The 25,789-nt window shown below is 51.2% G+C and carries 24 protein-coding genes; 2 read left to right on the top strand and 22 right to left on the bottom strand.

Features of this window, described 5'->3' with window-relative positions:
• Positions 1-383: 383 nt before the first annotated feature.
• Complete coding sequence (locus tag DP091_RS10880; RefSeq protein ID WP_113058340.1) at positions 384-1,757, bottom strand: class I SAM-dependent rRNA methyltransferase; 1,374 nt, start codon at positions 1,755-1,757, stop codon at positions 384-386.
• 336 nt (positions 1,758-2,093) lie between these two features.
• On the opposite strand from DP091_RS10880, the gene DP091_RS10875 reads away from it, so the two are divergent.
• Positions 2,094-3,065, top strand: coding sequence for a Na/Pi cotransporter family protein (locus tag DP091_RS10875; protein ID WP_113058339.1), 972 nt, complete (start codon positions 2,094-2,096; stop codon positions 3,063-3,065).
• On the opposite strand, the gene DP091_RS10870 is transcribed toward DP091_RS10875, so the two are convergent.
• From DP091_RS10870 to gpr, 18 genes are all read right to left on the bottom strand, one after another.
• Positions 3,062-3,517: an NUDIX hydrolase gene (locus DP091_RS10870; RefSeq protein WP_113058338.1), complete on the bottom strand. Its 456-nt coding sequence runs from the start codon at positions 3,515-3,517 to the stop codon at positions 3,062-3,064. The two genes, DP091_RS10875 and DP091_RS10870, sit on opposite strands and share 4 nt — an antisense overlap.
• A gap of 86 nt (positions 3,518-3,603) precedes the next feature.
• Complete coding sequence (gene mtaB / locus DP091_RS10865) at positions 3,604-4,947, bottom strand: tRNA (N(6)-L-threonylcarbamoyladenosine(37)-C(2))-methylthiotransferase MtaB (protein ID WP_113058337.1); 1,344 nt, start codon at positions 4,945-4,947, stop codon at positions 3,604-3,606.
• Between the two features lie 2 nt (positions 4,948-4,949).
• Positions 4,950-5,720, bottom strand: a complete 771-nt coding sequence (locus tag DP091_RS10860; protein WP_113058336.1) for a 16S rRNA (uracil(1498)-N(3))-methyltransferase — start codon at positions 5,718-5,720, stop codon at positions 4,950-4,952.
• 72 nt (positions 5,721-5,792) lie between these two features.
• Entirely contained in the window at positions 5,793-6,485 is a 693-nt protein-coding gene (locus DP091_RS10855) for a site-2 protease family protein (RefSeq protein ID WP_113058335.1), read from the bottom strand.
• 2 nt (positions 6,486-6,487) lie between these two features.
• Complete coding sequence (gene prmA / locus DP091_RS10850) at positions 6,488-7,465, bottom strand: 50S ribosomal protein L11 methyltransferase (RefSeq protein ID WP_113058334.1); 978 nt, start codon at positions 7,463-7,465, stop codon at positions 6,488-6,490.
• A gap of 300 nt (positions 7,466-7,765) precedes the next feature.
• Positions 7,766-7,966: a YfhD family protein gene (locus tag DP091_RS10845; protein WP_009590798.1), complete on the bottom strand. Its 201-nt coding sequence runs from the start codon at positions 7,964-7,966 to the stop codon at positions 7,766-7,768.
• Positions 7,967-8,012: 46 nt separating this feature from the next.
• Positions 8,013-8,384, bottom strand: coding sequence for a hypothetical protein (locus DP091_RS10840; protein WP_113058333.1), 372 nt, complete (start codon positions 8,382-8,384; stop codon positions 8,013-8,015).
• Positions 8,385-8,615: 231 nt separating this feature from the next.
• Positions 8,616-9,734 (bottom strand): molecular chaperone DnaJ, encoded by a 1,119-nt coding sequence (gene dnaJ / locus DP091_RS10835; RefSeq protein WP_113058332.1) that lies wholly within the window; start codon positions 9,732-9,734, stop codon positions 8,616-8,618.
• 93 nt (positions 9,735-9,827) lie between these two features.
• On the bottom strand, positions 9,828-11,669 hold the full coding sequence (gene dnaK, locus DP091_RS10830) for a molecular chaperone DnaK (protein WP_113058331.1): 1,842 nt from the start codon (positions 11,667-11,669) through the stop codon (positions 9,828-9,830).
• A gap of 86 nt (positions 11,670-11,755) precedes the next feature.
• On the bottom strand, positions 11,756-12,367 hold the full coding sequence (gene grpE, locus DP091_RS10825; protein ID WP_113058330.1) for a nucleotide exchange factor GrpE: 612 nt from the start codon (positions 12,365-12,367) through the stop codon (positions 11,756-11,758).
• Positions 12,368-12,430: 63 nt separating this feature from the next.
• Positions 12,431-13,972, bottom strand: coding sequence for a TCP-1/cpn60 chaperonin family protein (locus DP091_RS10820; RefSeq protein ID WP_113058329.1), 1,542 nt, complete (start codon positions 13,970-13,972; stop codon positions 12,431-12,433).
• Positions 13,973-13,985: 13 nt separating this feature from the next.
• A complete protein-coding gene (gene hrcA, locus DP091_RS10815) occupies positions 13,986-15,020 on the bottom strand; it encodes a heat-inducible transcriptional repressor HrcA (RefSeq protein WP_113058328.1) in 1,035 nt (344 codons plus the stop codon).
• Between the two features lie 108 nt (positions 15,021-15,128).
• Entirely contained in the window at positions 15,129-15,590 is a 462-nt protein-coding gene (locus tag DP091_RS10810; RefSeq protein ID WP_113058327.1) for an N-acetyltransferase, read from the bottom strand.
• A 76-nt stretch (positions 15,591-15,666) separates the two neighbouring features.
• Positions 15,667-16,833, bottom strand: a complete 1,167-nt coding sequence (gene hemW / locus DP091_RS10805) for a radical SAM family heme chaperone HemW (protein ID WP_113058326.1) — start codon at positions 16,831-16,833, stop codon at positions 15,667-15,669.
• Positions 16,834-17,037: 204 nt separating this feature from the next.
• Positions 17,038-18,855, bottom strand: coding sequence for a translation elongation factor 4 (gene lepA, locus DP091_RS10800; protein WP_113058325.1), 1,818 nt, complete (start codon positions 18,853-18,855; stop codon positions 17,038-17,040).
• Positions 18,856-18,943: 88 nt separating this feature from the next.
• Positions 18,944-19,351 (bottom strand): hypothetical protein, encoded by a 408-nt coding sequence (locus DP091_RS10795; RefSeq protein WP_373456914.1) that lies wholly within the window; start codon positions 19,349-19,351, stop codon positions 18,944-18,946.
• A gap of 56 nt (positions 19,352-19,407) precedes the next feature.
• Positions 19,408-20,781, bottom strand: coding sequence for a stage II sporulation protein P (locus DP091_RS10790; protein ID WP_113058323.1), 1,374 nt, complete (start codon positions 20,779-20,781; stop codon positions 19,408-19,410).
• Between the two features lie 164 nt (positions 20,782-20,945).
• Positions 20,946-21,947: a GPR endopeptidase gene (gene gpr, locus DP091_RS10785; RefSeq protein WP_113058322.1), complete on the bottom strand. Its 1,002-nt coding sequence runs from the start codon at positions 21,945-21,947 to the stop codon at positions 20,946-20,948.
• 162 nt (positions 21,948-22,109) lie between these two features.
• On the opposite strand from gpr, the gene rpsT reads away from it, so the two are divergent.
• On the top strand, positions 22,110-22,382 hold the full coding sequence (gene rpsT, locus DP091_RS10780; RefSeq protein ID WP_053489175.1) for a 30S ribosomal protein S20: 273 nt from the start codon (positions 22,110-22,112) through the stop codon (positions 22,380-22,382).
• Positions 22,383-22,615: 233 nt separating this feature from the next.
• On the opposite strand, the gene holA is transcribed toward rpsT, so the two are convergent.
• The 3 genes from holA to DP091_RS10765 form a co-directional block, all read right to left on the bottom strand.
• Positions 22,616-23,635 (bottom strand): DNA polymerase III subunit delta, encoded by a 1,020-nt coding sequence (gene holA / locus DP091_RS10775; protein ID WP_113058321.1) that lies wholly within the window; start codon positions 23,633-23,635, stop codon positions 22,616-22,618.
• 287 nt (positions 23,636-23,922) lie between these two features.
• Complete coding sequence (locus DP091_RS10770) at positions 23,923-25,188, bottom strand: zf-HC2 domain-containing protein (RefSeq protein ID WP_113058320.1); 1,266 nt, start codon at positions 25,186-25,188, stop codon at positions 23,923-23,925.
• The gene (locus DP091_RS10765) at positions 25,185-25,733 is read right to left on the bottom strand and encodes an RNA polymerase sigma factor (RefSeq protein ID WP_036644490.1); all 549 of its coding nucleotides are present in this window, start codon (positions 25,731-25,733) and stop codon (positions 25,185-25,187) included. Before DP091_RS10765 ends, DP091_RS10770 begins: the two co-directional genes overlap by 4 nt.
• Positions 25,734-25,789 lie beyond the last annotated feature (56 nt).

The following is a 25,789-nucleotide window of genomic DNA, read 5'->3' as shown; positions in this document are numbered from 1 at the left end:
TTTTGATCACGAAGCGAATCAGGAAGCAGCTCGGCATCGAATCTTGAATTCAGCCGTGCCTTCCGGTGCTCACGTACCCAAATCGTACGCTCCGCTCCTGACGTCCCTTGCTTTATCCAACCTTCTCGGTGCTGAAAATCGACCTTTTTGAACACGTACTATATAGTCAAAAGGATCATAATTCGTATAAAATCCCTGTCTTGGTTCGTTCTCTATCATAAAAGATGCTGATTACTAGTATAGCATAAGTAACCTTTGATGGAACATACGTTTGGATTTCATTCCCATTCCAAATTATTGCGGTCATACAAAAAAAGGACCCTGCCATCGTGGTTCACCCACCATGGCAAGATCCTTCTCATCTGCTGCGCAGCTGCTGCACTTTAAAGTTTCGATTTGCTGCGCACTTCAAACACGGCAAATTTCAAATAATGCCCCTCGTCTACCCCGAGAATTTGCGGATGATCTTTGCCAGCCGCACGCCATTCCACAAGCCTTAGAATTTTTCCTGCGTCTTTTGCCGCATCCTGAATGGTCTCCAGGAACAAATCCGGCCGCATATGGTACGAGCAGCTTGCCGTAACCAAATAACCGCCCTCATTCACCAGTTTCATGCCATGAAGATTGATATCCTTATATCCGCGGCAAGCCCCTTTGACGGCAGACCTGGTTTTGGCAAAAGCCGGCGGGTCCAGAATGACCACATCCCAGGAACGTCCGCCTCCTGCGGTCAGCGGTTTGGAGGTATCCACTTTCTGATCCCCTTGTGCACGCAACTCGCGTTCCTCCAGACCTTTTACCTGATTTCGCAAATATTGGAAGGCATCGTCTACCACAAACTCCACGCGATCCTGGAATCCGTTCAATTCCACATTCTCTTTGGCGCTTTCAATGGCATGCTCCGATATATCGAGGCAGGTCACTTTCTTTGCGCCATAAAGGCAGGCATGCAGCGTGAAACTGCCCGTATGCGAAAAGCACTCCAGGACCGTGGCTCCATCCCAATAAGGAAAAGTGACTTCCTTTCCGCTTTTGTTCAGCGGCAAAGTCTTCTTCTCACCGTCTCGTTCCACCGTCTGGAGCGTGATCCCGCTGCGGCTTCCCCAACCGTTCATTAACGGTTTAATGGATGCCCGGTTCTCACGTTGATCAAAGAAATATCCCGTCTTCTGGCCTTCTTCGATATCCACCTTGATCTTCAAGCCGTTCTCCGTCACCGTTACGTGGCGAGGACATTCCCCGTATAGAATACCCGTGCGCTGCTCCAGCCCTTCCAGCTCCCGGATGGATACGTCGCTTCGTTCATAGATTCCTTTCGGCTGGACCACCTCGACAAGCGCGTTGACGATGTCCTCACGGCAGCGATCCATGCCCAGCGTCAGCAGCTGTATAACCAGTACGTCATCAAAACGGTCCACAATCAGCCCCGGCAGAAAATCCGCCTCGCCATACACCAGCCGGTAGGCGTTCTCATCTCTGATAAACCGTTCCCGGTGTTTCAGGCATTCCTGAAACCTGGCGGCGAAAAAAGGCTTGTCCATCGTCTCAACGGGCTCGTACGAAACGGTGCGTACGGTGATTTGCGATTGCGGGTTGTAATAACCGGAGGCGAGAAAACGGCCTTGATGGTTTAATACCGAGACCATATCACCCGGCTTGGGTTCACCTTCGACAGAGGCAATCTCGCTTTTATAAACCCAGGGATGCCCCAGCTCCAGTCTCTTTTTTCGACTGCGCTCCAAAATTACCGATGGCACTGTATTTTCACTCCTTAAGTTATCCCTGGCCATTTCCATAGGCATGCATGTCCGCCAAGGGTCATATACGTAATTAAGAAAAAAAGTTTATCGCCGAACATCACAGCAGCGAATGCTTCATATCCCCATTTTATTTCACAAAAAATGCGTGTTCAAAAAGGTCGGTTTTCAGCACCGAGAAGGTTGGATGAAGCAAGGGACTGAGGAGCGGAGCGTACGTTTGGTACGTGAGCACCAGAAGGCCCGGCTGAATTCAAAATTCGATGCTGAGTGACTTCCTGATTTACTTCGTGATCAAAAGAGAGCTTTTTGAACAACCTCTAAAAGGAGAACATCATGCTATCCTCACTCTGGTTTCCCATCTGTTATGGTCTTGTCCTGTTCCTGTTCGGCATGAAAGTCATGGAGGTTGCCCTTCAACGCTGGGCCGGTCCGCTGCTGCATAAGTGGCTCCATAAAGCGACATCAACGCCCCTTAAAGGCATGATCGCCAGCACAGCGGTTACGGCTCTGCTGCAAAGCAGTACCGCCGTAACCGTGCTGGCAATCGGTTTCGCCAATGCCGGATTGTTGAGCCTCGCCGGTACCCTGGGCGTTATTCTCGGCACCAACATCGGCACAACGGTAACCACCGAGCTCATCAGCCTCCAGATCGGACAAGCCGCCATGCCGCTGCTTGTCCTCTCGTTGATGCTATGGGTCGGAGCCGTACTCGTCAGCGAGCGCGTGCCTCCGAGTTACGACACGTTAAAAAACAATTTGATCCGCAGCCAGTTTTTATGCCTTGCCGTCGCCGGATTCTCGCTGGTCCTGCTTGCTATACAATTCATGCAATCCATCGGCCCGACCCTTCAAAGCCTCGGTGTGTTCCAATGGTTCCTGGACCACGCTTCGCGGAGCGTCTTCTGGGGCATTGCAGCCGGTACGATATTGACTGCTCTGATGCACAGCAGCGCCGCTGTCATCGCTATGGCTATGGGGCTTGCTGCCAGTGGCGCCCTGCCTCCGGAGATTGGAGTTGCCATCGTTCTGGGCTCCAATGTCGGCACCTGCGCCACAGCGCTTATCGCAGCCATCGGCAGTACCCGGGCAGGGCGATTCGTGGCATGGTCCCATATGGGGCTGAATATCGGCGGAGTCCTGCTCTTTACTCCGTTCATATCAGCCTTAACTGCCGTATCCGGATGGTTAGCGGCGGATCCGGCCGGGCAAATCGCCCATGCGCAAACCTTGTTTAATGTCATATGCTCGATTATCGCGCTTCCGCTATGCTATCTGCCCTTCTGGAACAAGCGGGCACAGTCCTAAAATTTCATATCTTCATCCGCAGGAATGCTAACCTCAAGCAGCGTTAGCGCTTTACGCAGGATGATATCATTGTTATTATATCCGTTGCTGCGCTGCTTCCTCCATGCGGCCAAAGGTTCGAACCAGTCCACCCCGTTGATTTCCTCGATTTGGGGTTTTAAGCTGCCTTTTTCTGCCTTAACCAGATAGTAATGTACTTCCTTGTCCACCTGGCCGAACTCGGGATGATGGTATTTATATGCAATAATGTCCACTGGAGAGGTGATGGATCCGACTATACCTGTCTCCTCGCAAATCTCTCGAAGTGCCGTTTGCTCGACGGTTTCACCGGCTTCCATCTTGCCTTTGGGAAGCGAGGTTTTTCCATAACGGTCCAAAATAAGCTGGATCTGAAGCGCCCCTTCATGATGACGGTATACCACGCCGCCTGCGGAAATCTGTGTATATGTCATGTCCTATTCCTCCTTCATGTACAACAAGGATTCCACTTCCGGTAGCCAGGAAATGAAATCCTTGTCTGGTATGGCCGCTATTGGAATTACTGGGCAGCTGCCTTTAGTCCATGATCCATGACGCTGAGGAGTTCGCCCTCGCATTCATTCACACCGGCTTTGGTTACTTTTACGCGGCACAGTTTGCCTTCGAGATCAGGCGATCCGTTGAATACAAGCTGCAGGTAGTTATCGCTGTATCCCTGCATCTTTCCGCCGTTAGGAGCACCCTTGTACTCACGCTCCGGTATCACTTCCAGGATCTGACCCACAAAACGTTCAGCATAAGCAAGCTGCAGCTGCTCTGACAAGTCAATCAAATCATGCACACGTGCATTCTTCACTTCCTCGTCCACCTGATCCTCCATCCGTGCCGCCGGCGTGCCGGTACGCTTCGAATACGGGAATACATGCATCTCGGAGAACTGAATTGCCTTCATCAGATCATAACCGTTACGGAACATCTCATCGGTTTCGCCAGGGAAGCCAACGATAACGTCCGTCGTAATGCCCACATCGGGCATCGCTTGACGAATTAAGCCCATCTTGTTATAGAACTCTTCGGTTGTATATTTACGGCGCATCCGTTTCAGTACCGTATCATCCCCCGCTTGCAGCGGAATATGAAGATGGCGGCACATTTTAGTAGAACGGTTCAACACATCCAGCATCTTCTCATCGATCTGGCTTGCTTCGATGGAGCTGATGCGGATCCGTTCCAAACCGTCTACCCGGTCAAGATCCCACAGCAAATCGGACAATCTGTAATCCTCAAGATCATCACCATATCCGCCTGTGTGAATACCGGTCAGCACGATTTCCTTATAACCCGCTCCAACCAGCTGATGCGCCTGTTTGATGATGCTCTTCGGATCACGGCTGCGTGACAAACCGCGGGACCAAGGGATAATGCAGAACGTACAGAAGTTGTTGCACCCGTCCTGGATTTTTAGAAATGCACGAGTGCGTTCCGCGAAATCCGGAACGTCCATTTCCTCAAATACCCGGGTTTTCATAATATTGCGAACAGCATTAATCGGTTGTCGCGTCTTTTCAATATCATGGATGAAATCCATGATTTTATCGCGATCCTGGTTCCCGATCACAAGATCCACACCCGGTATATCCAGAATTTCTGCAGGCGAGGTTTGGGCGTAGCAGCCCGTTACAGCCACGATGGCCTCGGGATTGCGGCGAACCGCGCGTCTGATCATCTGACGGCTCTTCTTATCCCCTGTATTGGTAACGTGGCAGGTGTTAATCAAATAAACATCTGCGGTTTGTTCGAAGTCCACCTGGTCGTAGCCTTCATTTTTGAAGTATTGCCAGATGGCCTCGGTATCGTAAAAATTGACTTTGCAACCCAACGTATAAAACGCTACGGATGGCATGTTCAAACGCCCCCCATTTCTCCAGATTCATATAGTGCGCAGGCAAGCGCCGTCATACCGGCAGTCTCGCAGCGAAGGATCCGTCTTCCAAGTCCAACGGATACGGCTCCTGCATCTTCGGCTGCTCGGCATTCCTCTTCCGTAAAGCCGCCCTCGGGTCCAACGACCAGCAGCAAGCTCGCCTTCTCGGCCGAATTCGGCAGCGCCTGCTCTACAAAAGGCTTCAGCACGTCCCTCAGCTGGGAGCCATGCTCTTTTTCATAACAAAAATATACGGCATCATAGCCGGAAAACGCTGCAAGCAGATTTTTCCACGACAAAGGCTGTTCAACAGACGGTATCCGGTTACGATGCGCCTGTTCAGCCGCCTCTTTCGCAATCTTGCGCCAGCGCTCCAGCCGCTTTCCTTCCTTCTTGGCATCGTACTGAACAATCGTTCTGTCCGATAGAAAGGGTACAAAGGACACCGCGCCAATCTCGGTGCACTTCTGGATGACGGTCTCCATCTTATCGCCTTTCGGCAAGCTTTGAGCGATGCTTACTTGCAAACGCGGTTCCTGGGTCATCTCCATGGGTTCAGTCACAACGGCAAACACACTGGCCGCCTCGATGCTTTCAATCTCCACCATGGCTTCGCGGGATGCCCCATCGCTTACAATCAATTTATCACCAAGTCTGCCTCGCATGACCTTGGTAATATGACGGGCGTCATCGCCCGTAATCTCAACACGGTCTCCCTCGAATTGTTCGGGAGTGACAAAATATCGCTGCATCTTTAACCTCACCTAACTCCAAAATCGCCAAACCCCATCATACAACTTTTCGTGCAAACTGACCAGTGTAAATCAGAGCCGGTAACCGCCGGTCATCATAATGAATATGTCCAAAAATTTGGATGATAGCGCATGTGCCGCATCATACAGGGGCTTGATCGTATAATCCTGGAACACGGGCAACAATATGATCAACAGGAAGAAAAGGATCGACCATTGCTCAAACTTCTGAATTCTCGCACTGAGACGCGGAGGCAGCGCGTTCTCCAGAATGCGGTAGCCGTCCAGCGGAGGCAATGGAACAAGATTGAACAGACATAGAAAGAAGTTGAGCAATATGAATATATTAAAGAACAAATGCACCGCTTGATCCGACTTGGTTAATCCGACTGGAGGAATCATTCCTGTTTGATACAAAACAGCATAAATGAGCGCCCCCAGTATCCCCAGCAGAAGGTTGCTCAGCGGACCCACCGCTGCCACAATGATGCTCATTCGGCGCGGGTTGCTAAAGTTCCCACGATTGATCGGTACCGGCCGCGCCCAGCCGAAACCTGCAATCAGCAAGAGAATAATCCCCAGAAAATCAAAATGCACCGCCGGATTCAGCGTGACCCTTCCCAGCAGCTTGGCCGTTGGGTCTCCGAATTTATTCGCAAAATAGGCATGCGAAAATTCATGCACGGTAAAGGCAATAATCAAAGCAATCAGATAAAAAGGAAGTTGTTCCAGCGGATAAAATAACAGTTGGTCCAAAAACTCCATAATCAGTTTTTCCTCGCCACGAACGCAACCCAATCATCCTCGCGGCAGATGTCGGCAATTTCGAAACCGGAGGCAATCAGCGCCTTCTCTACGATCTCTTCTTTGTTCTTGTAGATGCCCGAGGCGATATAAGCGCCTCCCGGCTGAAGAGCCTGGTATACATCGTCGACAAACAACAGGATGACCTCAGCCAAAATGTTAGCCACTACAACTTGTACCGGCAGCGTCACGCCCAGATCCGATGGATCGGATGGATTGGTGATTACAGAGAGCAGATCACTTTCCTTGACCGTGATCCGATCTTCCAAGCCGTTAAGACGGGTATTCTCCACTGCGCTGGATACAGCAACCGGGTCCAGATCGAGAGCCAGAATCCGTGAAGCTCCCAAATGCGCGGCGCCGATGGAGAGAATGCCTGAGCCTGTCCCGACATCTATGACTTCCTCTCCGCCCTTGATCACCATCTCGAGTGTGCGCAAGCATAACGAAGTCGTCGGATGCGTTCCTGTGCCGAATGCCATGCCCGGGTCCAGCTCAATAATCGATTCTTGATCGGATTCCGGCGTGTACTCTTCCCATGTCGGCTTGATCGTCAATCTGTCGGAGACGCGGATCGGTTTGAAATACTGCTTCCAGGCCGTTGCCCATTCGTTCTCATCGACCGTCTTCATCTCATATTTGACTTCACCTGTATCAATCCCGAATTCCTTCAGTTCATTCACGCGCGGGGTTATCTCATCACGGATCGCTTCCAGAGTAACCGTCTCATCAAAGTACCCTTTGATAACGGCTTGCCCTTCAGGAATATCGTTAAACGGAACGATCTCATCAAACCACTGACCAAGGGATGTGTCCCGCTTCTTGTTTGTCGTACCGGATTCTTCGATCGAAACGCCCCCGGCTCCCGCCTCATGCAGGAAATTGGTAATCATCTCCACGGCTTCCTCCGTGGAATGTATCGTTAATTCATGCCATAACATGTGCTACTGTTCCTCCTCATTCATACATAGATATTATTGTACTATATTGAGGACCCCGGATACAAAGTTTGTACTCAAATACCATGAGGGCTTTGCTTACAAGTCGGTCAAATGCGGAATAAGCCTATCAGCGTACTTTCACAGAAGACAGACCTCATATGGCGGAAGTTTTACTTGCGGAATAAGGAAGGTAAGTTACCGAAGTTTATACTTTCTTATCTCTTCAACAAAAAAGCCCAGCTTACCACCTCCGTAACAAGAAAGGTAAGAGGGCTCCTCCATAGGCTGCAGCCATAACGATTAATCTACATTTTTACTGGTTTCATCGAGAATTTTCTTCAATTGGCGTTCATCCGCCGCCTCGCTTCTGCGCAGGGCTTCCACATCATCGTGATCGGCTTCCATGGCTGAAAATTCAACATCCTCCGCCTTAGCGGATTGAAGCGCAATCATTTTCTCGGTTTTACTCGAGATTTTTCCTTTTTTTACGCGTCTCATCATGATGCCGTTCTCCTTTCCAAAATATAAGATCAGAGCCGTGCTTACCTTAAATCATACCGCCGGATTCTTCGATTAACCGCATGGCTTGCGGGAATACGCCTTCGTCCAATACAACCGTCAGCAAAATATCCCGGCCTTCGGTTCCGTCCTCCCCGCCGCTGCTCATCCCGCTGGCGGACGGATCCGCCGCCCCGAGAATTCCGGCTCCCGGGCCCGAAATATCCGCATTTAAGGTCAGCGTCGTTAAGCTTGCAATGTTGCCTGTCAACGGATTCATCGGATTGTTGAGCTCCCCGCCGGGATCGGCGCTAAACCGGTCGATGGACATATCGGCAACGCGCAGCGACTGCAATTTGCGGGCTGCATGCTGGGCTTCTTCCGGGCTTTTAAAATACGCCAAAATATTTTTCTCTGCCACTTCATTTCACCTGCATTTCCTATTCAAGATTGCAACTTCCTAGATGGAACTTCCCTAGGTTGCTTCATCTTCTAGCGTTTTATTCTTGAGGAATCGGGTTGTTTAAGTTAAGCAGGCCACCTTAAGCTCCCTTCCGTCCCCAGAAACAAAAAAACAGCAGACCGAAGGTTGATCACCTTAAGCCTGCTGCTGTTCTTTAAGTTATGAGGGGGTTAACCCCATAAGTTCATATTAATCACCACGGAATGCTTTTTTTACACGGTCAAAAAAAGACTGTTCCTGCTCATGGGTCTGTTCGCCATCAAGGGAAGCAAACTGACGAAGCAGCTCTTTCTGTTCATCACTCAGCTTGCTTGGCGTAACGACCACAACCTTGACGTGCTGGTCACCCTGTCCCATGCCGCGAAGCCGAGGTACCCCTTTGCCTTTCAGACGGAAGAAGGTTCCCGTCTGCGTGCCGGCCGGGATCTTCAGCTTCACTCTCTCCGTCAGCGTCGGGATCTCAATCTCGTCGCCAAGCGCAGCCTGAGCAAAGGTAAGCGGCACTTCGCAATAAATGTCGTCCCCTTCGCGTTCGAAGAAGTCATGCGGCTTCACGCGGATGACGATATACAAGTCACCGGCCGGGCCGCCGCGGAATCCGCCTTCGCCTTCACCTGTCATGCGAAGTTGAGCTCCGTCGTCCACACCGGCAGGCACGCGAACATGAATCTTGCGCTGTTTCTTCACCTTACCGTTACCGTTACAAGTCGAGCAGCGGTCTTTGATGATTTTCCCCGTTCCGTTACAGTTCGAGCATGCGCGACGGTTTACCATACGTCCAAACGGCGTATTTTGCACGACTTCTTGCTGTCCGCTGCCGTTACACACCGAACATGTATGCGGCTGCGTGCCCGGCTTCGCACCGGAGCCGTGACATGTATCGCATGTCTCCGTTCTCGGAATGGTAATATCCGTTTCCTTACCGAATACCGCTTCCTTAAATTCAACCGTCATCGTATATTGCAGATCGTTCCCCCGCTGAGGCGCATTCGGATCACGGCGACCATTACCGCCAAAGAACATATCGAATATATCTCCAAAACCGCCGAAATCACCGGAGAAACCGCCTCCGCCCATGCCTTGGTTCGGATCGATATGACCAAACTGGTCATATTGCGCACGCTTCTGACCATCGCTCAATACATCGTAAGCCTCTTTCACTTCCTTGAATTTGGCTTCCGCGTCAGCCGCTTTGTTCACGTCCGGATGATATTGGCGAGCCATTTTGCGGTACGCCTTCTTGATCTCATCGTCCGATGCATCCTTGCCGACACCGAGCACCTCATAATAATCACGCTTATCAGCCACGGTTTCACCCCAATCTCTTTATTACTCTTTTACATAAGGAAAGCCAAAGTGCGAAGATGCGCAGCTTTGACCTTCCCATACAATCTATTCAGATTAACCTTTGTTTTTATCTTCGTCAACAACCTCGTAATCTGCATCTACGACATTGTCTTTCTTAGGAGCGCCGGAGTCAGCACCTTCAGCGCCTTGCTGTTCCTGTTGTGCTGCTTGCTCATACAGCTTTACGGAGAGCTGCTGTACGATTTGGGTCAACTCCTCTACCGAAGCGTTAATCTCTTCGAGGTTATCGGATTCAAGAGCCTTCTTCACTTTGTCTTTCGCTTCGTTCGCTTTTTCCACTTCGGAAGCGTCGACTTTGTCGCCCAGATCCTTGAGTGTTTTCTCGGTCGTGTATACGAGTTGGTCCGCATTGTTGCGAGCTTCTACCAGCTCTTTGCGTTTACGGTCTTCTTCGGCATGAAGCTCAGCGTCCTTCATCATTTGCTCAACTTCAGCATCGCTCAAGCCGCTGGAGGACGTGATCGTGATCTTCTGGCTCTTGCCAGTGCCTTTATCCGTCGCCGACACGTTTACGATACCGTTCGCATCGATATCGAAGGTAACTTCGATTTGCGGCACGCCGCGCGGTGCTGGAGGAATGTCTCCAAGCATGAAGCGTCCCAGCGTTTTGTTGCCGGCAGCCATTTCGCGTTCACCTTGCAGCACGTGAATTTCAACGCTCGGCTGATTATCGGCATACGTGGAGAATACTTGGGATTTGCTGGTTGGAATCGTCGTGTTGCGGTCGATCATTTTGGTGAATACGCCGCCTGCGGTTTCGATACCGAGGGACAACGGAGTTACGTCCAGCAACACAACGTCTTTAACGTCACCTGTCAATACGCCGGCTTGAACGGCTGCTCCAAGCGCAACCACTTCGTCAGGGTTTACGCCTTTGTGAGGCTCTTTGCCTGTCAATTTCTTAATCGCTTCCTGTACGGCAGGAATACGCGTGGAACCGCCGACAAGGACGATTTTGTGAATATCGTTAGCTGTCAAACCTGCGTCGCTAAGGGCTTGACGAGTCGGGCCAAGCGTACGCTCTACCAGGGAAGCAGACAATTCTTCGAATTTAGCACGAGTCAGGTTGATCTCAAGATGCTGAGGCACGCCGTCAGCAACGGTGATAAACGGCAGCGAAATCGTGGTTGTCAGTACGCCGGACAATTCTTTTTTCGCTTTTTCCGCAGCGTCTTTCAGACGTTGAACAGCAGCTTTGTCTTTGCTGAGATCGATGCCTTGCTCTTTCTTGAATTCGGCTACCAGGTAGTCAATGATCACTTGGTCAAAGTCGTCGCCGCCAAGCTGGTTGTCCCCGCTGGTTGCTTTTACTTCGAAGAAGCCATCGCCCAGTTCAAGAATGGAAACGTCGAAAGTACCGCCGCCGAGGTCATATACCAGGATGGTTTGGTCTTCGGATTTCTCCATGCCGTAAGCCAACGCAGCAGCTGTCGGCTCGTTGACGATACGCAGCACTTCAAGACCCGCGATTTTTCCGGCATCCTTGGTCGCTTGGCGCTGGCTGTCATTAAAGTATGCAGGAACCGTAATAACCGCCTGGGTTACCGGTTGGCCCAGATAGGCTTCCGCATCGGATTTCAGCTTCTGCAGAATGATAGCCGAGATTTCTTGCGGCGTGTAGTCTTTGCCGTCGATGGATTCTTTGTGATTTGTACCCATATGACGCTTAATAGAGATAATGGTACGATCCGGGTTGGTGATCGCTTGGCGTTTCGCTGTATCCCCAACGATACGCTCGCCGTCTTTCTTAAATCCAACAACGGATGGAGTCGTACGAGCACCCTCCGGATTCGGAATAACTACTGCTTCCCCACCCTCCATTACGGCTACGCAGGAGTTGGTTGTTCCTAAGTCGATACCAATAACTTTACTCATGTAAAAATTTCCTCCTTATTCATTCACACGAATCCTCGCATGATCTTCATCAATTTTTTATATGATAAACGACTATCGAAAGCCGCTTACATGCTCACTTTAACCATCGCAGGTCTTAACACTTTATCTTTAAGCATATACCCCTTCTGCACTTCCTCAACCACGATGCCTTCCTCGTATTCATCGCTTTCCACCTGCATGATCGCTTGGTGATACTCCGGATTGAACGGCTCGCCTACACTCTTCATCGCGGTCAAGCCTTCGGTAGCAAGGACCGATTCCAACTGGCGGAAGATCATGCTGACTCCCTTGGAGAAGGATTCAAACTCCGGGTTCTCCTCGGATGCCTGAAGGGCACGCTCAAAATTGTCGATGACGGGCAGAAGCTCCGTAATCAGTTTGGAAGAAGCGTATTTACCCAGATCTTCTTTCTCCTTCTGGGTGCGACGACGGAAGTTGTCAAAATCCGCTTGGACTCGCAGGGTACGCTGCTGGTGCTCCAGCACCTCAGCCTGAAGCTTCTCAAGCTCTGCTGAACCTGCTTCATCCGCCGATTCCGTTACAGGAATCTCCTGTTCGGGATTTACGGCTTCTTCGCCAGACCCGCTCTCACCCGTGTTTGGCGTGTTCTCCAAAGTTTCTTCCATCGTTTCTTCTGTAACTGTATCTTGAACGGCATCCTTATGCTCTTTATTCAAGACGCCTTCACCTCCTTCATAGTCTATAACAGTCTATCCTTGATTTGTTCTATTCCTTAAGCGTTATTCGCCTATTTCTTTCATCTTGATGACGTGATGAATCCGCAGCACGGCTGCTGCGACTTCACCGGCTGCCCGCAGGCCGTGAAGTTTAACCGGTGCCGGATCCAGCACGCCCAGCTCCTCATAATCGACAACCCGGCCGCTGTCGCAATCAATACCCATGCAATCCGAGTCTGCACGGATTTGCGCAGCGCGCACTTCTTCCATCTTCTCGAGCGGGTTGTAACCGGCATTGAGAAGTATCTGCGACATCGGCTTGCGCAGAGCCGCCGAAACAGCTTCCATGCCGAAGGCTTCCATGCCTTTCTGAGCCTCCCGGATCCGTTCCAACTCGTAGGACACCGCGAGTTCGCTTGTCCCGCCGCCCGGAAGCACCCCTCCGGAAACGGCAGCCTGCAGTGCCGAGGCCGCATCTCCCGCGATTCTGGCCGCCTCGCCTACGACCTCCGAAGTGCTTGCCCCAACAATGACCGTCACGATACGGTCCTTGTCTTGGCTGCCGCAGGACAGCCGGATTTTCTCGATGCCTTCATCATAAGCGACACGCGGGGTATCACCCAGAAGGACCGCAAGCTCCTTCGAGTCTTTATGTAACGCCTTGCGGCGTATGGGAGTAGCTCCCGTCATGTCGCTTACCCGGCGAAGATCCGCACGGGACACGCGCGGAACAACCATCATGCCGTGATCCAGGCAAAACTGCTCCGCATCCGGATGGATGCCTTTTTCAAGCAGGATGAGTTTTACGGACAGCTCGGACAATCTCTCCAAATCTGAAGCGAACACTTTTCGGAGATCCATATACTGCGCAAATCCGGCTTCGGTTGTGAGCGCCTCTTCATCGATCTCATCCGGTTCCAGGGAATCAAACAACACCAACACTTTTGCATGGTCGTAAGACCTGGACTCGCGGGCGAAGATCGGCCGCTGCCGGAGCAGAACCCCCTCAAACACTTCATTCTCGGCATTCTCCAGGGCAATTATACTGTCCGCGAGCGAGTAGGAAGGATCCTGAAGACGGGTGATTCCGGCTTTTCGGGCAGCTTGCATTATCAGCTCCACGATGTCCTTCCGTTCACGCCCCGCAACGTACACCGTCCGTTCCAGGAGCGGATCATCCAATCCATCGATCAGCCGAACCCGCTTGGTTAAGAGCTCCATCGACTTCTCGATTCCTTGACGCAGCCCCTCCACCACCTTGGATGCAGGCACCCCCCGGGTGATGCGGGAAACCCCTTCCTGCACGAGTGCGCCTGCAAGCACGGTAGCCGTTGTGGTTCCGTCGCCGATTTTCTCCTGCTGAGCTCTTGCCACCTGAATGAGGAGACGGGCAGCCGGGTGGGTGACATCCATTTTATCCAGTATCGTTACCCCGTCATTGGTAATGACCACTTCGCCGCGGGGACCTACCAGCATCACGTCGAGCCCCTTCGGACCAAGCGTGCCTTCTACAGCGGACGTGACGGCCCGGACGGCATTACTGTTGTTTAATAGCGTAGAATAACGTTCATCTCCGTCCACTTGGCTATGTTGTCCTTGGCTCATCTGTCTCACTCCTTTACTTGTACCAGTGTGACAGCAGCTTCGTCAGATCATGGGATAACACATTCAAGATGCCGATCACCCGTGCATATTCCATTCTTGTAGGACCGAGAATACCAATCGAACCGAGCGCTTTTCCATCTATCGAATAAGTCGCAGTAATCAAACTGCAATTGGAAATCGCTTCATGCGTATTTTCCGTACCGATCTTCACTTGGACGCCATGCTCACCGGGAGCAGGAGCCATGAGTTTCAACAGTGCGGGTGTCTGTTCCAGGAGCTCGAAGATCTCCCTTACCTTATCCACATCCTTGAACTCCGGCTGATTCAGCATGTGGGTCGTGCCGCTAAGATATACGCCGCGATGGTCCGGTTCATTGTTAAGGGCGATATCCAGCATACTCATGAGGTCTTCATAATGTGAAATATGCCGCTGCATTTCCTCGCCAATCTCCGTATACAAACGGGTCTTGAGTTTATATAGAGGCACGTTGACCAGCTTCTTGTTCAGAAGATTGACCACATGCTCCAGATCGGAAACGGACACACCCTGCGGAATCGAAACAATCTTGTTCTCGACTTGCCCTGTGCTGGTTACGATGATGGCTACCGCTTGATCCTCATGGAGAGGAAGAAGCTGGAAATGACGCAAAGACGTATGAAAAACTTCCGGTCCCAGCAGGATGGAAGTGTAATTAGTCATCTGAGACAGAATGCCGGCTGTATGCTGTATCATCTGCTCCATCACGTTCAGCTTTTCTGCAAAAAAGGATTTCATCATATGCAGTTCCGCAGGGTTCAAGGAAAACGACGACGTGAGATGATCAACATAATAACGATATCCTTTATGTGACGGAATTCGTCCAGCTGATGTATGAGGCTGCTCCAGAAAACCGAGTTCCTCCAGATCAGCCATCTCGTTACGAATGGTCGCCGGACTGTATCCGACATCCCCGCGTTTGGAAATGCTTCTTGAACCAACCGGCTCGGCAGAACGGATATAGTCATCCACAATGGCATTCAAAATCATGCGTTGACGATCTGTTAACATGTCGCTCCCCTCCTTGCTGACTGCTTAATTTTACTTTCGTTAGCACTCATCGCCATCGAGTGCTAACCGATATAACAAAAATACCAAACCGACCTGAGGATTGTCAAGTCAGTTCAGTACTTTAAGAACAGCTATTTCGTCACAAGCATGCTGCTTCTTGCAGTGAATGCAGTCGGTCCACACCTTCTCCGGGAAAATCTCCTTCTCCACGACGGCAAAGCCGTTTTTGATGAAAAAGGATACTTCGTACGTCAAGGCCATCACTTTCGGAAGCTCGCGGCGTTTCGCTTCTTCCAGAAGGGAATCCACCAGCATGGAGCCGATTCCTTGCCCTTTATAACCATCGGAGATGCCGAGTGAACGAATCTCCACAAGATCATTTCCCAGCTGGCATAAGGAACCGCAGCCGATCACGTTCCCTTCGGATTCGGCCACCACGAATTCCCCGATCTGTTTCTCCAGCACTTTTTTGGACCGGGGCAGCATAATGCCCTTTTCCGCATAACCCTGAATCATCCGATACAGCGGCTCGACATCTTCTAACTTCGCCTTTCTGCATACCGCCGACATTGTTGTCCGTCTCCCCTTTACACGCTCCGTCATGTTATGAATAAATATACAACAGAGCGCATATAAGTTCAATAGATTAATTTGTTGACAAGCTGCCTATAAATTCGGCAAACACATCGTTGCCAAACAGAATGCCTTTACTGCTCAGTTTATATCCGTCATCCGTGGAATCGAGAAGTCCCGCACCTACCATTTTATTCAGCGGGCCGGCAAATACCTCTTCCATGGAAATCCCGAATTGCTGCCGGAACCGGCTGCGCGAAACGCCATCCAGGACTCGGAGCCCGACCATGAGGAAATCCTCCATCGCTTCTTCTCTTGATACCTCAAAGCTCTCCAATCGCGGAAGTCCTTGATTCGCTGCTTCATTATATGGGTTGACGCCTTTAATGTTCACATGACGCTGACGACCGATATATCCGTGCGCTCCGGCGCCCAAGCCATAATAATCCTCATTGCGCCAATACGTCATATTATGCCGGCTCTCAAACCCGGGTTTGGCAAAATTACTGATCTCATATTGTTTATATCCGGCAGCCTGCATCCGCTCCATTAATAGAAGATACATATTCAGCTCGTCCTCCTCGTCCGGAAGCGGCAGCTGGTTTCGCTGGTACATCGTATGGAACAGCGTATTTTCTTCAACCTTCAGGCTGTAGATTGAATAATGCGGGAGTCCAAGCTCCAGCGCCTTATCCACGCTTTCCGCAAGCATGTCCAAGGTTTGGTTCGGAAGCCCGAACATCAAATCGATGGACATGTTATCAAAACCTGCTCTTCTGGCGTTCTCGAGACTTCGATATACATCATCCGTATCATGAATCCGGCCGATGCCGGTCAGCAAGCTGTTCTGGAAGGCCTGCACGCCGAAGCTGATCCGGTTCACGCCGCCTTCGCGCATGACGGACAGCTTCTCCAAATCCGTGGTACCGGGATTGGCTTCCATCGAAAACTCGATGTCATCGGACCATTCCGGAAAATGGCGCTTCACGCTCTGCAAGAAGTATTCCATTTCATTCGGCTTCAGCACCGTTGGAGTCCCGCCGCCTACAAATATGCTTTTGATTCGTCCCGGCGGGTTGGCCTGAACGGTCAGCTCCATTTCCTTATCCAGCGCGCGCAGATAATCCATTACCGGCTGATCCTTCAACACGTAGGAATTGAAGTCGCAATAAAAACATTTATTGGTACAAAACGGAATGTGGATGTACACCGCTTCCGTCCGTTGATTGTTTGCCGTCATTCTTTTCTTGCCCCCTCAAGCACACCTCTGGCATGACTTACTTTAAGTAACTTCTCAAAAGTTCCTTCTCTACTATAACGCTATGCCTCTTGGAATGAAAGAAAGGAAAGCCGAGAATCGGCTTTCCCATCATTTCCTTCATAAGACTATATACGTAGGACAGCCCGGTCCGTTAACGCTTGGGCCCGACGTTCCTATCCAAAATTACTTGTCGTCGATTTTCAGCACTGCCATAAAGGCTTCCTGCGGCACTTCAACGCTGCCGACTTGCTTCATCCGTTTCTTACCTTCCTTCTGCTTCTCAAGGAGTTTCCGTTTACGGGAGATGTCACCGCCGTAACACTTGGCAAGAACGTTTTTGCGCATCGCTTTAACCGTTTCACGGGCAACAACCTTGGTACCGACAGAAGCTTGAATCGGCACTTCGAACATTTGACGAGGGATCAGCTCGCGCAGCTTCTCGCAAATCGCCCGTCCGCGGTGATAAGCACGGTCCTTGTGCACGATAAAGGACAAGGCATCCACTTGCTCGGCATTAAGCAAAATGTCCATTTTAACCAGGTTGGATCGACGGTACCCGGACAGCTCGTAATCGAATGAAGCATATCCTTTGGTGCTCGATTTCAACTGGTCGAAGAAATCATACACGATTTCCGACAGCGGAATTTCATAGGTAATGGTAACGCGGGTTGTGTCCAGATATTCCATGTTTACGAATTCGCCGCGTTTATTCTGGCAGAGTTCCATAATCGCTCCGACATAATCGTTCGGAACGATAATGCCTGCTTTAACATAAGGCTCTTCGACATAATCGACCTTGCCCACCTCAGGGTAATGAGACGGGTTATCGATCTGGATCTGCTCTCCGTTCGTCAGCGTAATGCGGTAAATAACGCTCGGCGCAGTCGTAATCAGCGGTATGTTAAACTCTCGTTCAATCCGCTCCTGGATAACATCCATGTGGAGCAAGCCCAGGAATCCGCAACGGAAACCGAATCCAAGCGCGCTGGATGTCTCCGGCTCAAAGCTGAGTGATGCATCATTAAGCTGCAGCTTCTCGAGCGCCTCGCGCAGATCGTTGTAGTCCGACGTTTCGATTGGATACAGTCCGCAGAAGACCATCGGGTTGATTTTGCGGTAACCCGGAAGCGGCTGGACCGTCGGACGCTTGGCATCCGTTACCGTATCACCGACCTGCGTATCGCCAACGCTCTTGATACCAGCCACGATGAAACCGACATCGCCGACGTTAAGCTCGTCCACGATGGACATGCGCGGCTTAAACGCCCCCACCTCAATGACCTCGAAGGTTTTGCCGGTAGCCATCATTTTGATCTTGGAGCCGGCTTTGATACTTCCGTCAATAACGCGCACATAGACGATAACGCCTTTGTAAGGATCATAATGGGAGTCGAAAATCAGCGCTTTCAGCGGTTCTTCCGAATCGCCGGTCGGCGCAGGTACTTTCTGAACCACCTGCTCCAAAATTTCCTTGATTCCGATGCCTGCCTTGGCAGAAGCTAATACGGCATCGCTGGCATCCAGGCCGATGACATCCTCAACTTCCTGCTTCACCCGCTCAGGATCGGCGCTTGGCAAGTCTATCTTGTTAATGACAGGGAGAATTTCAAGATTGTTATCCAGTGCCAGATATACGTTGGCCAATGTCTGCGCTTCAATTCCCTGTGCAGCATCAACTACGAGGAGCGCGCCTTCACAAGCGGCCAGGCTTCGGGATACCTCATACGTAAAGTCGACGTGCCCTGGAGTATCAATCAGGTTCAATATATACTCCTCGCCGTCGTCGGATTTGTAATTCAGGCGAACCGCCTGCAGCTTGATGGTAATCCCGCGTTCTCTCTCCAGATCCATCTGATCCAGTACCTGCTCTTGCATTTCACGCGAAGTTAATGCGCCCGTAAATTCCAATATACGGTCAGCAAGCGTCGATTTCCCATGGTCTATATGTGCAATGATACAGAAATTACGAATTTTTTGTTGTCTTGCTTGTACGTCTGTCATGCCTAACCCCCAACAACCACCAGATGTTTGAATCAACTTATTATACCAGTTGAGGGGATGCACAGCAATGCTGAGAATAAAGGTGAATTTATTCCGTGATCGATCCGAACATCGATACGACCCAGCGAATGCTTTTGTCAGACAGCTGCTGGAGCAGTCCTGCCGTCTTATCGGCCAGCACATCGGCAGGAGGCTGCGAACGCTCGGGAAGCAGGATGTCGCTAGGCGTCGGTTCGTATTCGGGCAGGGTCTTGCGAGCATCTTCTTCTAGAACAGAGGACTCTGATACGGGAGGGTTCTTGCGCGTTCCTCCCCATCCGTTCCCTTGAGCAGCCCCGGCTTGCGGATCCTGAGCATGGTTTTGCTGCACGGTTTGCACGACTCCGGTACCGTCTGCCGGTACTGGCGCTTCTGCCCCGCCAAGCTGCATGCCGACCAATATGCCGATGCCTGTCCATATGATAAGAGCCACCAACCGTTTTCCCATTCTTGACATCACTGAGTCCCTCCCCGATTTACCCGTTCACACTTAGCGCACTTGCCGCCGAGCTGTTAGCCCGCTTTGGCTGCTTGATCCTCTGTTCCTTTTTTGCTTCCGCCCTTGGTTCCCGCGGAAACGGACTGCTTCTTCGTTTGATCGTTGTCTTTTTTCACGCTGGCTTTCTCCGCCTCTTGCTCCTGCCAGTACACATCTGCAATGATGTCCGCCAACGCTTCAGCCGTCCGCTGCAATTCTTCCTTCGTATTATCGATGCCGCCGATTTCGATCAGAATACTGTTTGGCGACAGGGATTGATTATATTCCCCGTTCCCTTGATCCGCTGATTTGCCCCACACGCCTCGAGACACCCCGGGATAGGATTTTTCCAGCTTGGCATTGATTTTGCTTGCAAACGCCTCGTTCTGTCTCCAGTTCTCGTTCGCATGACCGATGATGAAGTAAACCTTGGCGTAGTTAACGCCGTTTACGGTTGCCGTCGTTTTGTTATACCGCTGCGAATCCCGATGGATATCGATCAGGTAATTAATGCCGTCGTTCTGGGACATGGCCTCCATGACCATCTGGCGCGAGTATTTATAAGAAAAGTTGTAATTGTATCCTTCAATGGTAGATTGATAGTCACTTTTATCATGCAGGGTGCCAATTCCGTTGGCCTCAAGTCTTTTACTTAAAAAGCTGCCCACCAGCATAACGTTCTTGCTTGGGGATACAGCCCCCGGATTATCGGATGGATGCGTGAGCAGCGGGTTATATGCTTCCTGTGGGTGCGAATGATAGATGAGTACGGCTTTCTTTCCATTCGTAGACTTTCCATCCTTGGAGGTGCTTCCAGGGTTATTCTTACTGCCAGGCTCGTCCTCCGTGCCCTCATCCGGGACATCCTCGCCATTATCTTCATTGCCGATACCCCGGCCGCCTTGCGACGGCTCTTCCCCGGCATCAGCAGGGTCGCCTTCCGCCTGCCCCTCTGCGGGATCCGGCCGGTAATCCGCCGGTGCTTCCCCATCCTCGTTACCGGAGCCATGTGACAGCTGCACCGGTTGATTTGCCTTCATGCCGGGCAATTCGCCCGCAAGCAGGCTTTTCGGGTCCCTCGGGTTCACGCTCGTAAGCAGTTCAAAGACGAAGGTCGACATTTTCTCGCCGGAGAAGCTTGAGGTCTCTTTGGAAGCCGTCATATGCGGCATCTCCATGCCGATCATATCGATGAAAAAATGGCTGGATAACGAAGCGGCCAACCCTTTCATGGACGACACGGGCGAGGAATTCATCCGCTGTTCCGCCATCCCTCCAAGCCCTAATAAAATAAAAAATATAAGAGAGCCTAGCATCAGTATAATGAGCGTTCGACCCATGCTCAGACCTTCCATGACCTTCCGTTTCAGCCTGGCAATATTCCAGATGCGAAACTTGCGATTGTTCATAACGATGTCCTCCTCGGTTCGCCGGGACCTATCCGGCCATCATTCCGCCGTTCCCGCGACTCTGTAATCTCTTATATTTCAAATCTATGAACCGGGGAGAATCGATAGAACTAGATCCATGAAAAATATAAAAGCTCCGATAGATTCGGAGCTTTTATACCGGGTTAGTGCGTGTACGCACCTACATTGCCGGGATCCACAGCCTCATGCAGCGCTGCGTTCAGACCGGTTGCCACGATATTGGCGATGTCCTCTATAAATTCGTCAATCTCCTTGGGCGTTACGATAAGGTCATGACCCAGCGGCTCCAGTACCTCCTTCACCAGCGCAAGACGCTCACCTTCGGGTATATCATGGAGCATGCCCATAATCTTGCCCGTCTCCGGCGCGCCTTCGCCAAAATGGGACTTCATGAGCTCAATCGCATTATTAACGATGGTGGAAGCATAGCAGACGGTTGGAACGCCGATGGCAATGCATGGAACTCCAAGAATCTCCTGCGTCAATCCCTTGCGTTTATTGCCGACACCAGAGCCCGGGTGAATTCCGATATCCGCAATCTGGATGGTCGTATTCACACGTTCCAGCGAACGCGAAGCCAGTGCATCAATGGCGATGATCAGGTCAGGACGGATTTGTTCCACGATCCCTTGAACCGTTTCGCTTGATTCAATCCCTGTCAGACCGAGCACGCCGGGCGCTACGGCACTAACCTGACGATAACCTGGCGCCACCCGATCCGGCATGAGCTCGAAATACTGACGGGTTACCATCACGTTCTCCACCACAAGCGGTCCCAGCGAATCCGGCGTCACATTCCAGTTGCCAAGCCCGACAATGAGCACGCTTGCCTTGGGTCCGATCCCGATCCGGGACATGAATGCCTCGAACTCACGGGCGAAGACAACGGACACCTGATCTTGAAGCTCCGTATCCCCCTTGCGAAGATCGGGCACCTCCAACGTGACGTAATGGCCTTTCACTCTGCCGATTTGCGTAGAGGCTGCTTCATTCTCCACGTCCAGCCTTGTAATCTTGATTCCGTCCTCCTGCACCACATCCTCCATCACGCCAGGAATGGGCGCGCTGCCTTTCCCTCCCGCCAGTTCTCTTGATTCCACCGCCAGGTCCGTTCGGACCGAATATTTTTGCAGATCCAGATCCATCTAAATTCACACTCCTCCTTATATTGCTAGTAGTGTGCGAGAGTACGGGAGAGATTATGCAGAAGTCCGAATGAGTATTGCTTTTTGTCCACCCCCATGCTAAAATATTTTAAGTTGTGAATCATTTCGCTCTATTGAAATGCCTTACAGGAGGTGAATGTAATGCCAAACATCAAATCCGCGATTAAACGTGTAAAGACAAGTGACAAACGCCACGCGCTTAACATTTCTCAAAAATCCGCGCTTCGCACAGCTGTTAAAACTGCTGACGTAGCGTTGAACGGTACAGAAATCGAAGCTGCTAAAGTTGCTTTCCAAGCTGCTTCCAAGAAGCTTGATAAAGCCGTTACGAAGGGCCTGATCCATAAGAACGCAGCTGCCCGCAAAAAGTCCCGTCTGGCGAAAAGACTGAACGCTCTTACGTCCCAAGCGTAAGTAACGTTTGTTGAATACGACATGGAAAAAGCCCTGAACAGTTCACGCTGCTCAGGGCTTTTTGTGGTACATTTCGACGTGCTCTTATCGGTAGACAGACCGCTTTATAGCGGACATTTTTCTTGCGGAATCAGGAAGGCGAGCTTCTGTTGTCCATGCTTTCGGATTTCTAAAGAAAAAGAGCGTATGACTGCTCCTGCAGCCTTACGCTCTTAACTTGTTGCGGATGGTCTTTACGCCCCAAGCCGCAGCAAAAACAATTCAATGCCAAGCACCTTATCTACGGCCCCGGTCTTCATCTGGTAATCCAGATTCGCCAGATGGTTCAGTATGCCCTCAAGGCGCGCCGTCTCAAACTTGCGGGCTTGCTCGCCCGCAATTTTCACCGCATAGGGATGCAATCCGATCTGGGAAGCAATTTGCTGCTGCGAGTAGCTCTGGGTCGATAGAGTCTTCACCTGCAGAATAATCCGGAACTGTCTGGTAATCAGCGCCGCAATCTTGATCGGCTCCTCGCGCTGCTTCAGCAGTTCGTAATAGATTCCGAGCGCCTTGTCCAATCGGAGATTCGCAATATCCTCTACAAGCGCAAATACATTCTGTTCCGTGCTTCGCGCCACCAGCATATCCACGGTTGCGACATCAATCACTCCGCCAGCGCCAGCATATAAGCACAGCTTTTCGATTTCACCTGATAATGCCTGAAGGCTGGTTCCCGCATTTCGCACGATCGCCTCCGCCGCCCCTTCCTGCAGCGTGCAGTCGCCCTTCTTCACCTGCTTGTCCACCCAGCGAAGCAAATCCTCCCCGCCCAAAGGCATGAAGGATAAAGCAACCCCCGATTTCTTGACTGCCTTGACTACCTTTTTCCGCTCATCCAGCTTTTCTTGTCCAACCATAAAGACAATCACACTATAATCAGCAGGATTGGTCAAATAGTCCAGCAAAGCCTCTGGACGATGATCCACTTTCCCGTTATCTTTTGCTGCGGTAAAAAAAGCCGTATCCCTGACCATGATCAGTTTTTTTTGAACCATAAAAGGAACCGTCTCCGCTTCTTCAATAACGGTCTGAATCGGAACTTCCCCTAAATCCATATGAACGAGGGCAAAATCGCGGTCTTCCTTCGGGATCAGCTGGGCTTCCAGAAATTCGGCGAATTCCTTCATTTGAAATTTCTCGCTGCCATACAACAAATAGACGGCAGACACCTCTCCCTGCTTAACCGCCTTGGCCGCCGCTTTGGCATCCATCGGCGTCCCCCCTTTCTACTCTGTACACTATACCAAAAAAGAGTGCCTGAATGCGAGACGACAAGCTTAAAAAATGCAATCGTCGACACGAAAACAAAGAGACCTCGGCTTTTGGCAGCGGCAAGGTCCCTTCGTCCCAACACATCTATATAAACGCCGGCAAGTATGCTCTAGAAACACCTCGCCGCCGGTCATACGACGGTAGTTGGTATCATGCTCTCTCTAATATATAGTGTATTCATATCTCCCGGCATTGGTGCACCGATTGTATATTTCTCTGAACATTTCTATGATTTAGGCTGTTTCTGCCCCGTAGATGCCGGTGGCTGGGACTTCTCAATGGAATAGACGGATTCAACCAATTCGTTATCGGTCTGCACCTTATACTTGAACGTTAAGCCGTCCTCGGACCATTGACCGGATACCCAGCTTCCGCCGAGCGGAATCGTCTCAACCGTTTCAACCGCCTCAGGCGAAGTTTGGCTTCCCGATGGCAGACGATAGATAATCAGATGATCGGCCTCCAGCGAGGCTCGGTAGAGACCGTCCGGGGACGACCACTGTTCCGGCACCATCGCCAGACCTTGGTACGATCCGGATGACCTGTCGGATGATTCGGCGCTTCCCGTGACCGCATCACCGGCAGGATCGCTAATTGGAGGCAGCATTTCAGACGTGGTATCCGGTTCCGTAGGTGACGTCTGCACATCCATGGCCTCAGAACTCTGCTCAGGTTCATTGGCCTGTGGGTCAGGCGGACTTCCGGTATCGTTTTTTGGCACCTCATTGTTGCTCGTTGCAGGTTGGTCTGGCGCTTGAGGTTCCCCAGCATCCTTCTGCTGAACCGGATTATCCGGTGCTGTGACGTCTTTTTTGGTGCCATTAGCCGCATCCGATGGCTCCTTCGTTGCCTTCGTATCATTCGGGGCAGGATCGGCATTGGTTGCCGATGACGATTCCGATGGCGAACTCCGCAGACTTACGGATGAATCGTCTCCCTCATTCGATTCGCCGCCCGTCTCCGTGCCGCCTTCGGCGGCAAACGGCTGAGCCATTTCCTGACTCTGCGTGTCAGCCGATTCGTCATTCGCCCCGGCACTGGTCGTGCTAGCCTCTTCGTATGGAAGCTCCGCATCGGATAACATCTTCGGTTCATTATTAAAGATCGCTACGCCAAGAATAAGTACAGCCGCGGCGGCCCCGATAGCAGTTCTACCGCCAATCGTGCTCCACCAGCTGCCCGCACGTCGCGGACGCCGCATTTCCGGCATCATTTCGGCTGGCTCCTGGCTTTTCAGCGCCGGAGGTTCGACAAGGTTCTGGCGATCACGGTCAATGGCATCCAGTCTAGGCATGATAGCGTCTACCAGACTGACAGGCGGGGTTACGGCCGGAAGATCCTCAAGCTCTCTGTTCAATGACTTCAATATACTAAAGGTCTCCGCACACATGGGGCACACGGCAATATGCTGATACATTTGGGCCGTCTCCTCCGAAGTGAGGTCCCGGTCCAGATACCGGTGCATACGTTCCACCACCTCTTGGCAATTCATCCTGATACACCACCTTTCTGATGCTCTTGGAGCATATTCTGCAGCTGCTGCCTGGCCCTGAACAAATAGGATTTCACCGTATTGAGCGGGAGGTTCAGACAATCAGCAATTTCGTTGTAGGAAAGATCCTGCAAATACCTTAAGACAATGACCGTACGATGATGGTCCGGCAGTTGATTAATGGCTTCCTGAATGTCCTGAGCCAGATATCCCGACATCACTTCCCGTTCTACATCGAGATTATCCCGAAATACCAGATCATGTTCATCGATGGAAACCGTCGGCTTTGTCCTGCGGAATTTATCAATGCATATGTTAGTTACAATCCGTTGGACCCAAGTTTTGAACTGAGCCTTCTCCTCGTAGGAGTTAATCTTCGTATATACACGTATAAGTGCTTCCTGGGCTGCATCCATAGCATCCTGTTCATTGTTTAAAATGTAATAAGCAGTTCGGTAAACATGTTGCTCAATTTCTCGCAATAGGGTGATTAGAGCGTCGCGATCGCCCGATTGAGCGGCTCTTATGAGTCCCTGCTCCACCACAGTGGATCCCCCTCTCCCTGCATACATACAGACGGATAAAATTAAAAAAATGTTGC

Origin of the sequence: Paenibacillus sp. MDMC362 (assembly GCF_003269305.1) — a bacterium.
Classification (GTDB): domain Bacteria; phylum Bacillota; class Bacilli; order Paenibacillales; family Paenibacillaceae; genus Paenibacillus_AQ.
Note: the sequence above shows the minus strand (reverse complement) of the source record. Positions and strands in the feature narration are given on the sequence as shown.